The organism is Chryseobacterium sp. HNCC26DJ240 (assembly GCF_057180485.1).
In genome coordinates this window covers 1-11,920 of sequence record NZ_JBXUGK010000006.1, presented here as the reverse complement: position 1 = coordinate 11,920, position 11,920 = coordinate 1, and the positions used below count along the sequence as shown (strand labels likewise).

Genomic DNA, 11,920 nt, shown 5'->3' with positions numbered 1-11,920 from the left:
ATATGTTAAAGAAAAAATCATATAGTTTCTTTTCAAAGAGTACTGCACTGCTTTTCAGCGGTGTGGTACTTTTATCTTTAGGCTCATGCACATCAACAGTTTCTACGAAAAATCAGGTTCAGTCTTGGCTTACAAAAGGCGATGAAAGCGTAAAATTACAGCAGCAATTACCCATGGTTTTTGTAAATACGTCCAATAATTTTCAGAATATTGAAATTGATGATACTCAAAAGTTTCAATATATTGACGGCTTCGGATTTACATTAACGGGCGGAAGTGTTGAAGTGATCAACCGACTTTCTCCTTCAAAAAGAAAAGCTTTGTTACATGAACTTTTCGGGAAAGACGGGAACTCTATTTCCATCAGTTATTTAAGATTAAGCATTGGCGCTTCCGATCTGGATGGTGAAGTTTTTTCTTACGATGATTTACCTCAGGGACAGACAGATCCTACTTTATCAAAATTCAGTCTGGCGAGAGATAAAGACTTAATTGTGATGTTAAAAGAAATTTTAGCCATCAATCCGAAAATCAAAATTATTGCTGCCCCGTGGTCGCCCCCGGTTTGGATGAAAGATAATGGAAAATCAATCGGCGGAAGTCTAAAACCTGAATTTTATGATACGTATGCAAAGTATTTTGTCAAATACATTCAGGGAATGGCTAAAGAAGAAATTACAATCGATGCCGTAACTCCTCAAAACGAACCTTTGCATCCGGGAAATAATCCAAGTTTGCTGATGGTTTCAGATCAGCAGAGAGATTTTATCAGGCAAAGTTTAGGGCCGATTTTTAAATCAAATCAAATTAAAACCAAAATTGTAGTTTACGATCACAACTGCAACAAACCTGAATATGCCATCAATATTTTAAACGATACTGAAGCCAATCAATACATTGACGGCTCGGCTTTTCATTTGTATGAAGGCGATATTTCTGCTTTAAGCACTGTTTATAACGCTCATCCGAACAAAAATCTCTATTTCACAGAACAATGGACAGGTTCAAAAGGAACATTTGATGGAGATCTGAACTGGCACACAAAAAATGTGGTCATTGGTTCAATGAGAAACTGGAGTAAAATCGCCTTAGAGTGGAATTTGGCCAACGATACAGATTTTAAACCTCATACTCCAGGAGGTTGTACAGAATGCAAAGGCGCAATTACGGTTTCTGATAAAGAAAATTTCACAAGAAACGTTGGATATTATATTATCGCTCATGCATCGAAATTTGTTCCTGCCAACTCTCAGAGAATTTCTTCTACCCAGACAGAAAATTTATCAACGGTTGCCTTCAAAACGCCTGAAGGAAAAACAGTTTTGATTGTTCAGAATTACAGTAAAACAGACGAAAATTTTAATATTAAATTTAAAAGTAAAACTGCTCCGGTAAATATTTCAGCAAGTTCGGTGGCTACTTATATTTTCTAAATTTTAAAAGTGATTTATTAAATTTTAAAACTTTGTGTTCTTAGCTGAGTGAAACGCCTTTGCCTAACTTTAAAATTAATTTTTATTTGAATCGGCGAAACTTCGTTTTGCGAACTTAAAAATCGACGGCATTATTTAAAAAAAAATCTTTGCGCTCTTTGCGTTATAATTTAAAGCAAAATAAAATTACAATGAAAAAGCTCTACATCATATTAACCTTCACAGCATTCGGATTAAACGCTTTTGGACAAAAGACAATTGATCAAAAAGTCACTGAGCTTTTGTCTAAAATGACGTTGGAAGAAAAAATCGGTCAGCTCGTTCAGTACAGCGGTTTTGAATACGCCACAGGTCCACAGAATTCCAATTCTGCGAATGTTTTAAACGAAATTAAACAAGGGAAAGTAGGTTCAATGCTGAATGTTTCGGGAGCAGAGGAAACCAGAAAATTTCAGGAACTGGCGTTGAAATCAAGACTGAAAATTCCAATGTTGTTTGGTCAGGATGTAATTCATGGCTACAGAACTACTTTTCCTGTAAATTTGGGTCAGGCAGCAAGCTGGGATTTAAATCTGATTGAAAAATCTGAAAGAATTGCCGCAACAGAAGCATCCGCTTATGGAATTCACTGGACGTTTGCGCCGATGGTCGACATTGCGAGAGACCCAAGGTGGGGAAGAGTAATGGAAGGTTCAGGCGAAGACACGTATTTGGGAACGCAGATTGGTTTGGCAAGAATCAAAGGTTTTCAGGGAAAAGGTTTAGGGAATTTGGATGCAATCATGGCGTGTGCGAAGCATTTTGCAGCGTACGGAGCAGCAGTTGGAGGAAGAGATTACAATTCCGTTGATATGAGCTTGAGACAACTTCATGAAACCTATTTACCAACTTTTAAAGCGGCTGCAGAAGCGGGTGTGGCAACGTTTATGAACTCATTTAACGACATCAATGGAATTCCTGCAACGGCTAACAAATATATTTTAAGAGATGTTTTAAAAGGTCAATGGAATTACAAGGGTTTTGTGGTTTCAGACTGGGGAAGTATCGGAGAAATGGTCTATCACGGATATGCCAAAGACAATAATGAGGCCGCCGAAAAAGCCATCAACGCAGGAAGCGACATGGATATGGAAAGCCGTGCTTACATGGCCGAACTTCCTAAATTAGTTCAGGAAGGAATGGTTAATCCTAAATTAATTGATGATGCAGCGAGAAGAATTTTGATTAAAAAATTTGAGATGGGATTATTTGATGATCCTTACAGATTCAGCAATGAGAAAAGACAGAAAGAGCAGCTCAACAATCAGGAAAACAGAAAATTCGGGAGAGAATTTGGTTCAAAATCTATTGTTTTACTGAAAAACGAAAACAATATTTTACCACTTTCAAAATCGACAAAAACAATTGCATTAATCGGACCTTTCGGAAAAGAAACAGTTGCTAATCACGGTTTCTGGTCGGTTGCTTTTAAAGACGACAATCAAAGAATTGTTACCCAATTTGACGGAATTAAAAATCAACTGGATAAAAACTCAACATTGCTTTATGCAAAAGGTGCCAACGTTGATGACAATGACAAATCGATGTTTGCCGAAGCGGTTGAAACTGCGAAAAAAGCGGATGTTGTCATCATGACTTTGGGCGAAGATCATGCCATGAGCGGCGAGGCGAAAAGCAGAAGTAATCTTCATTTTTCGGGAGTTCAGGAAGATTTATTAAAAGAAATCGCCAAAACAGGAAAGCCGATTGTTCTGATGATCAATGCTGGAAGACCTTTGGTTTTTGACTGGGCTGCAGATAATGTTCCGGCGATTATGTACACTTGGTGGCTTGGAACGGAAGCGGGAAATTCAATTGCCGATGTTCTTTTTGGAACGATAAATCCGGCGGGTAAACTACCGATGACTTTCCCGAGAACGGTTGGACAAATTCCGATTTATTACAACCATTACAATACGGGGAGACCTGCTAAAAATAAAACAGACCGAAACTATGTTTCAGCCTACATCGATTTGGATAACGACCCGAAATTTCCGTTTGGATTTGGTTTAAGTTATACTCAGTTTAAATATACTGAAATGAATTTAAGTTCAACAAATCTTAAAGGAAATCAGACGTTAAATATCAGCGTAAAAGTTACCAATTCCGGAAATTACGATGGGGAAGAAGTGGTGCAATTATACATCAGAGATTTATTTGGAAAAGTAGTCAGACCAATAAAAGAGTTGAAAGATTTTGAGAAAGTTTTCATTAAAAAAGGTGAAACTAAAACCATCAATTTCACTTTAACAACGGAAAATTTAAAGTTCTATGATGACGCATTAAATTACGATTGGGAAGCCGGAGAATTTGATATTATGGTCGGAACAGATTCTCAGAATGTTCAGACTAAAAGGATTCATTGGGAAAAATAAAATAATAGTTTTTAAACAAAGAGCGGGATAAAACCCGCTTTTGGTGGTAGAAAGCTTAGCGTAATCTTTGTCATTCTGAAAGAATCTCTACGATGATAATTTTTATGAATGTCCCAAATAAGTAAAAACTTAGTTTCTAAAAGTTTGTTTGTCAATCTTCTAAACTACAAGCCGCCTTATTTAAGTATGTTGAGATTCCTACGGAATGACAAAGTGACTGCTGATTTTTGCATTCTGAAAAAAACACACAATCGTTAATTTTTGATTCTTTGACTTCTTCGAACCTAAAGGTTTCAGAATTACAAACTTTGGAAAATTTGTCAGATGAGAAAAAATTTAGGAGTAAAATTAATATATAATTTAATTTTAAATTCTCAAATATTTCCAAGCTTAAGCGACTTGTCGCACTCTTTGCTCTCTAAATTTAGAAATATTAAATTAGAACCTTTGCGTCTAAAAAAAGCAAAATTCAAATATGAAATTTAAAAATACAATCGCAATTCTAATCGGAGGAACTTTAGTTTTCTCATCATTAAATTGTGCTTCAAACAAACCGGATTCAAGCAGAAATTTAATTTGGAGCGACGAATTCAATTACAAGGAATTACCCGATTCCACAAAATGGAATTATGATGTGGGCGGCGATGGTTACGGAAATAATGAAGCTCAATTTTATACCAGAAACCGTCTTGAAAATGCCAGAGTTGAAAATGGAAATCTCATCATTGAAGCCAAGAAAGAAAACTGGGAAAAGAATCAATACACTTCTGCAAGGCTTTTAACGAAAGGAAAATTTTCATTTCAATACGGAACTGTTGAAGTCCGTGCGAAACTACCGAAAGGTCGCGGAACATGGCCCGCTATCTGGATGATGAGTGAAAATATGAAAGAATGGCCCGATGACGGCGAACTGGATATCATGGAACACGTCGGTTTTAATCAGGGATTTGTTCATGCTTCGGTTCATACTAAAAAGTATAATCACATCATCAATACTCAGAAAACAGATACGCTTTTTGTAAAAGATGCCAGCGAAAAATTCCATATTTACAAAACGGACTGGACACCCGAGAAAATTGATGTTTACATCGATGATCAGAAGTTTTTCACCTATGAAAATAAAGAAAAGACTTATGAATCATGGCCGTTTGATCAACCGTATTTCATCATTCTCAACCTCGCTGTTGGTGGATTCTGGGGCGGAAAGGAAGGAATTGACGATTCTATTTTTCCACAGAAATATGAGATTGATTATGTGAGAGTTTATCAGAAAACACCGTAAACCAAACACTCTTTATATTTACATTTTTATTAAGACTGCTTTATTTGAGGCGGTCTTTTTTTTTCGAAGGCATCAATATCATGACTGAGAATCAGTGTTTTAAAATTATTTAATCCAAAAAAAACTTAATCTAAAAATCGTAGTTCTACTACAAAATATCAAAAACTATTGAATTTTTTTTGTGGTATCCTTAAATGTCCGTAATATTATTTACTAAATAAAACACAAAATATCATGATTGAAAAAAAATCCAATTCTGATAAAATTTCAGAAAATCATATTTCGGGTATTAACCGTGTGGTGAAACTTGACATTGTCATTAACGGAAGATCTGTTGCTCATTTTAAACACTTTCGTCTGCAGCAAAGTGTCAGAAAGCATCATCAGTTTGAGCTGGTGCTGGCTCATGATTCTTTAGATCAGCCTCAGAGTCATAATCTTGAAGAGGCACGACAGTTTTTAGGACAGAGAATTACAGTAACTTTCAGATATAAAGATGCGGAAGATGAAAGCCCGCAAAGAACTTTCATAGGTGTGATTACCGAAGTTTCATTCAGTCAGGAGAAGATGAGTCTGGGAAATGTGATCTTACAAGGGCACAGTCCTACAATTCTGATGGATGCCGCACCTCACACCCAAAGCTTCGGAGGAAGCCAGCCTGTCAATACTTCTATTATTGCAGACAGTGTTATCAGGGAGTCGTTGAACGCTAACGATTTTGATTTCAGAATAGAAACTCAAAACAGGAGTTACATCAATTACAGCGCACAATACTGCGAAACTCATTACAATTATCTGGCAAGAATTGCCGAAGCTTACGGAGAACAGTTTTATTATGATGGTGAAATCTTACACTTCGGAAAGCTGCCGCAACATGAAGTTCCTGTGAGACTAGTGTATGGCAGTAATGTTACGGATGTAAAAGTACAGATGAAAGCCGTTCACACTAAACCGGAATACTTTGGCTATAACAGCAGCAATCATTCTAAAATGCTGGGTTCGGATGTGATGATAAGACATTTGGGTGATCTGTCTTCGGAAGCTTATCAACTGAATGATTCGATATTCAGAACACGGTCATTAACACCTGGCCCCATTAATGCCAATATGTTTCTTGATCTGGAAGACTCTCAAAAAAGTGCCAGAGGAAGCAAGGCTGTAGAAATTTTCACCATTTTGGGAAACACTACTATTCCCTTTCTGTATATTGGTTGTGTTTCGGATATAGAGATGAGAAAAAGTGATTCGAACGAAATGTCGTACTTCACAAAAATTATGATGACTGAAGTAAATCATGAAGTGGATGCAAGAGGATACTACACGGGAAGCTTTGAAGCCATTGCAGAGGGAACAGGATTTATGCCTAAACCAGACTTTGTTATTCCGAAAGCAGAACCTCAGATTGCAACTGTAATCTCAAATGTAGACCCTCTAAACCAGGGTAGAATACAGGTTCAGTTTGACTGGCAGATGAATCCGGATATCACACATTTCATCAGAGTGATGAGTCCAGATGCTGGCGGAACAGGAACTGTTACCCAAAACAGAGGTTTTATCGCTATTCCTGAAATCGGAGACCAGGTTATGGTGGGTTTTGAATATCATAACCCTGATTTTCCTTTTGCAATGGGCGGGATGTTTCATGGGAAAGTTGGTTTGGGAGGGGGTGTGGAGAATCATCTGAAATCCATACAAACAAGAAGTGGGATTAAAGTTTTAATGAATGATTCCGAAAGAAGTGTGACCATTCAGGACCCAAGCGGTAATATTTATTTTATGGATGGACAGGGAAGCATTAATGTTACTGCACCGAAGAACATCACATTTACCGCAGGTGAAAATGTTTTTATAAAAGCCGGGACAGATATTCTATGTGAAGCTGGAAGTAATATTAATATTCATGCAAAAAAGGGAAATATTATGAGCACTGCAAGTGAGGATATAGAAAATAATGCAGGAAATATAATGAAACAAACGTCCAATGATCATATTATCAATGCAAAAAATAATGCCCAAATTACTGGAAACAGCAAAACAGTAATTAAAGGAGGAATTACAGAGGTTAATGGTTCCATAAACAAACTAAAATTACCATAACATGTCAAAAATAGTTGCATTACAAACCGATCCAACAACAGAAGGTAATATTATTGTTGTTCCTTCAAATGAAGCTACATTAAATGGCTTACCCATAGCTACACAGGGAAGCCAGTTATTATACAAAGGTTCTCCTACAGATCAGCCATTAGAATTCGTTCCAGGAGTTTTAATCAACAATAAACCGCTCACTTTTGTTGGAGCAAAAACCTCCGCAGGAGCAAGTATTCTGACTGCTAACCAAACTACCGCCACCATTGAGGCTGCAGATGGAAGTAATGGTTCAGAAGAAGAGCCAAAAGAAGTTTCTAAATCTGTAGAATTGTTTAGTAATTATCCGATGATGCAAGTATATTTGCTTGCGAAAGAAACTGCCAAAAGTACTTTTTACCTTTTAATCTCCAGTTTTTTTCATGGTGAAATTCCCATAATTGCTTACGAAAATCTTTATAACGCCCTAATGGATGATAAAGATAGTTTGATGCCTCCAATTAAAGTCATGAGTAAAGGTTTAGCAGGAGGGAATAAAGCTAAATATATCAAAAAAGAAAAATGCATTGAGGTCAGGGAGGATACTGTTATAAAAACTGTTGAAGGTAATGACAACGAGAAATTGGAAGCTAGAGCAGAATTATTAAAAGCTTTACTTGAGGAATATGGTCACTTTTTAGATGACGTTCTCCGTAATAAATTTTCCACTGCAGGGAAAGATACCCAAAGAGATGAAGGAGCTATATTTTCTTATTATTACACCAATTATAAATTAGAAGATGAAGAAATAGACTATGCTATCACAAAAATAGATGGAAAAAAAACAAATTTAATCATAGATCTTAAATCGATAAAACAAGAACTTTACGAAACTATTAATAGAGCTGATAAAGATTTTCAGGATGAGTTCGGAGAATTTTTTGTGGCAGGAAAGGGCGATATGAATATGAAGCACTATGGTCACTTTGATTTTGAATCAAGAATGTTTACAGAATTAAATTTAGATAAATATTGGCTCAACTGGATGTACTTAGGAAACTATATGCGTGATATGAGTCAGGTTATTGTTCCTACTATTACAGATTTTCCCGAAGACGAAGATGCAAAATTATTGAAACTGGATCCAGATATTAAAGAAAACTCTTATAGTTGGGCAGATGCAATAAAGCCAAGTCGAACAACTTGGACAAAAATAATTGAAATTTTAGCTGCAAGCCACACTATGACGGAGATAAGAGGAGACCAATCAGAAGGATTGCCTGATAAAGCAAAGAAGTTGTTTGAAAAAAAAGATCAAGTTTCGAGTACAGGTAGAGATATGATTGATTTTGCAAAAGATAAAGCGGAATCCATTGGTATGAAAGCCTTTCAGTTATCTTTGGATTATGTCAGTTTTATAAAACATTTTGAAGGTTTTAATGCATCAGAATTAGGAGTATATCGTCCTGAGGAACACATAGATAATCCGATTTATGCAGTAACAACAGATGGTTTGAATAATGAAGCATTTTATTGCCCACCAAGTGAGTTAATTGCTGCAGATATACAAAAAGATCCAAGAATTGATGAAGCAATCGGCATGAATAAACATATTCATCATACAGAAAGTGAGGTGAAAATTCATAATGCGAAAGGTTTTGGCCCTAAATATGAAGGAGGCAAACTTCCCACTGCTACGGAATGTATGAAACAACGGTTTATCTCCGGTGTCAACAAATTTAAAAGTACTACCAATACTCATGGTCGAGGAATGGGAATTAGAGACATCGGTGCAGGGGTGCATATTTTAGAAGATTATTTTGCACATACCAATTTTTGTGAGATTTTATTAATAAAACATGGTGTATCTGTACATCCCTGGGTAGATTTTTGCTCAGAAGAATTGTCTAAACACAAAGGACTTGGAAGATTTAAGTTGGACTACAAAAAGTATAAAGGTGTAAAAAAAGTAGCAAGACCACAATCTCAAACAAAAGATCCTTTAATTCAAAATATGTATTCAGATATTATACATCTTGCCCAAGATTTGAAAAAAAAAGGTGATTTAAATTTATTGCCGTCGTTTTGGGTAGATGGCTTTTATTTTACCTTTAAACCCCGAAATGGAAATAAAAAATTATATCTTACCTCTCATAATTCAACACAGCAAATCATCTTAAATGGAGATAAAGTAGCTGATTCATTAAATCTTGATTGCAGTGAAGCCAGAAAAAAGGAAGTTTATTCTTATTCCGGTTTACAGGTAGAAGTCATAGATCAATATTCTACATTATCATTTAACAATAATACAGAGAACAATACAGATGATGTTCCGTACGTTGCAAATATACCTGTAGTTTCAGGTTATTTTTCTGGTGAAGATACAGTACATTCTTTAATACATGCAGCGGAAGGTCTTTTTAAACAAACGGAAGTTAACTTGAAAACCATTGCAATGTACGAAGATGCAAAATACAGCAAATTGCTGAAACTTGCAGATATGCTCGCATTTTATGTGCTTACAGATTTAATGTTAACCCAAAAAGAAAAAGAAAAAATAGACAAAGAAACAGGTGTAGATTATTCTATAATTATGGAGGGTTACACCAAAATGATCGAAGTAAGAGGAATTGTGGTAGGAGTGATAGAAAGAGCAAAAGGTGGTGGCGGTTGGATGCTCACCGCTGTAGTGTGGCTTATAGAGAGTATGGTAAATGCTTTGTATGCTTCTATTATGAATTTGGTAAAAGGGGTAGTAATAGAAATGCTGGAAGTGGTAAATAATATTATTGTACAAAAACAAAATTTACAAATCGGCAGGCAATTAGGGATAGATCCTAGTCATTCTCAGCTGGCAAAAGATGAATTTGAACACCCATTACATTCATTAGCATCAGAATTGGCTTCACAGGCTGTGATTGGTGTAGGGAAATATCTGAAAACTATGATTGAAGTACAGAGGAATGAAATATCTGGTCAAGATTTATACAATGAAGCCTTAAAATATATGCAACATCCTGCTTATTGCGATTGGGCAGATGCAGTGGCTATAAATTGGATACAGGAAAACCCACATAGAATTGAAGAACGCCACGCAAAAGATGCCGCTTTCCACATTGCTACAGAAACAGGAATTTGGGTAAAAACACAAGTTAAAGATATACAGGCATTGTACAATTCTGTACTGGTAACGATAAGTGATCTTAGAAATAAATTTGAAGAACTACAACAGACCGTCGCAGATTTTTTGGATGAAATAGAACGCTATTTTCAAATGACCAAAAGACAGTTAAAGAAAACAGTTGATAAAATTGGCGAACAAATAGACCAACAGATGAAGGATTACAGAAAGCATTTGAATGATTTGATGGAAGAGGGAAAAAAATGGAGGGATAAATTGATGAAAAATGGGTTCAGTTCACTCTCACCTGAAGAAAAATATAATTTCAATATTTGGGCAAACAATACAGAGAATAAAACCTCAGAAATATTGGCAGAACTTAAAAAAGAATATCCCACCGAATTGGAAAAGCAAGAAGTAGGTTTACTAGAAAACCAGGTTTTATCTTATAATGAGCTAGTCATCAAAGCGAAAGAGGATTTTTTAAATAATGACAGCAATTTTGCAGGCAAGCTCTATCGGTATTGTTTAAATGATACCAAAGATGAACAGTATAAAAAATTCGGTAATTTGCTGGCGAACTATCGAAATGTTTTGCAACAGGAAATTGATACAGAAACCACTTACTTAGCACAAAGTGCAAAAGAACACTTGTCACAATCAAGAAATGCTTAGTTTATAGAATTAAAATTCCGATGTTTTTCGGTAAAAAATTAAAATAAAAAAAATGAAAGATTTAAAAATATTACTAATATTTTTTTTCTTTATTTCCTGTCAAGGACAAGAGAAAAATAAGAAAACAGTTTCAAAACCAGAAGTTAAGGTAAATGCTGAAAAAGAATTCAAAAAACAAAAAAACCGTTTTGAAATTCAAGGTTATAAACTTTTTTATAATAACATAAATTTAAAATCAGATACTGTTGAAAGCGTTTACAAGATATTGGGTATGCCCAAGACAGAGGATCTGAATGATTTTATTTATAGTGATAAACCTTTAATCCTTACGTATGGTGATCGAGTACGTAAAGACAAAAATGGTCATTCTTTGATGATCAGTAAGAAAGATGGTAGAACTTATAGTCTTAATGAAGAAAACTTGGATATTTACAATAGTCCTGAAGGAATTGAAATGATCTCTGTTCTCAATAAAGATGGTAAAGTTTTAGAAATAGTTCGAAAATACAGAATAATTTTCAAAAAACATAAACCATTTAGCATTCCAAGCAAGAGAGATTCGCTCTTAATGCAGATTCCTGCAGTAGAAGGCTTTGTGAAAATAAATGGTTTTTACATCGATAAAAATACGAAGAGAGAAGAATTGGTTGCAAAGCTAAAACCTACCGTAAAAAATGCAGATTTCTTCAATTCACGCGGAACGATTTCTACTTGGTATTATGCTACCGAAAATGATGAACCATTAACCAAATTTGATCCAAGAATAAGACCTGCTTTTGATGGTTATATTCGAATTGATTATGCATATTTTGATGATGAACTGTATGCTATAGATTATTATTACACTATTTTGGAATAACAGTTATCTATAAAATGAAAATCCTTTTTTATATATTTCTTTTTAGTTTAAATTTTTCCTGCAACGGGC

Annotated in this window: 6 protein-coding genes; all 6 read left to right on the top strand. The window is 35.3% G+C overall.

The window, feature by feature from the left end; genetic code table 11:
* Positions 1–2: 2 nt before the first annotated feature.
* The 6 genes from AC2A1G_RS12540 to AC2A1G_RS12515 all read left to right on the top strand — a co-directional run bounded on the left by AC2A1G_RS12540 (position 3) and on the right by AC2A1G_RS12515 (position 11,851).
* Positions 3–1,433, top strand: a complete 1,431-nt coding sequence (locus AC2A1G_RS12540; RefSeq protein ID WP_484047255.1) for a glycoside hydrolase family 30 protein — start codon at positions 3–5, stop codon at positions 1,431–1,433.
* 191 nt (positions 1,434–1,624) lie between these two features.
* The gene (locus AC2A1G_RS12535) at positions 1,625–3,847 is read left to right on the top strand and encodes a glycoside hydrolase family 3 N-terminal domain-containing protein (protein WP_484047254.1); all 2,223 of its coding nucleotides are present in this window, start codon (positions 1,625–1,627) and stop codon (positions 3,845–3,847) included.
* 475 nt (positions 3,848–4,322) lie between these two features.
* On the top strand, positions 4,323–5,129 hold the full coding sequence (locus tag AC2A1G_RS12530) for a glycoside hydrolase family 16 protein (protein WP_484047253.1): 807 nt from the start codon (positions 4,323–4,325) through the stop codon (positions 5,127–5,129).
* A gap of 234 nt (positions 5,130–5,363) precedes the next feature.
* On the top strand, positions 5,364–7,226 hold the full coding sequence (locus tag AC2A1G_RS12525; RefSeq protein ID WP_484047252.1) for a type VI secretion system Vgr family protein: 1,863 nt from the start codon (positions 5,364–5,366) through the stop codon (positions 7,224–7,226).
* A 1-nt stretch (position 7,227) separates the two neighbouring features.
* Positions 7,228–10,992: an HET-C-related protein gene (locus tag AC2A1G_RS12520; RefSeq protein WP_484047251.1), complete on the top strand. Its 3,765-nt coding sequence runs from the start codon at positions 7,228–7,230 to the stop codon at positions 10,990–10,992.
* A gap of 52 nt (positions 10,993–11,044) precedes the next feature.
* On the top strand, positions 11,045–11,851 hold the full coding sequence (locus AC2A1G_RS12515) for a hypothetical protein (RefSeq protein ID WP_484047250.1): 807 nt from the start codon (positions 11,045–11,047) through the stop codon (positions 11,849–11,851).
* Positions 11,852–11,920: the final 69 nt, after the last annotated feature.

Coding starts and splice junctions, on each gene's coding strand:
- AC2A1G_RS12540 (WP_484047255.1), top strand. CDS start 3: ATGTTAAAGAAAAAATCATATAGTTTCTTTTCAAAGAGTACTGCACTG.
- AC2A1G_RS12535 (WP_484047254.1), top strand. CDS start 1,625: ATGAAAAAGCTCTACATCATATTAACCTTCACAGCATTCGGATTAAAC.
- AC2A1G_RS12530 (WP_484047253.1), top strand. CDS start 4,323: ATGAAATTTAAAAATACAATCGCAATTCTAATCGGAGGAACTTTAGTT.
- AC2A1G_RS12525 (WP_484047252.1), top strand. CDS start 5,364: ATGATTGAAAAAAAATCCAATTCTGATAAAATTTCAGAAAATCATATT.
- AC2A1G_RS12520 (WP_484047251.1), top strand. CDS start 7,228: ATGTCAAAAATAGTTGCATTACAAACCGATCCAACAACAGAAGGTAAT.
- AC2A1G_RS12515 (WP_484047250.1), top strand. CDS start 11,045: ATGAAAGATTTAAAAATATTACTAATATTTTTTTTCTTTATTTCCTGT.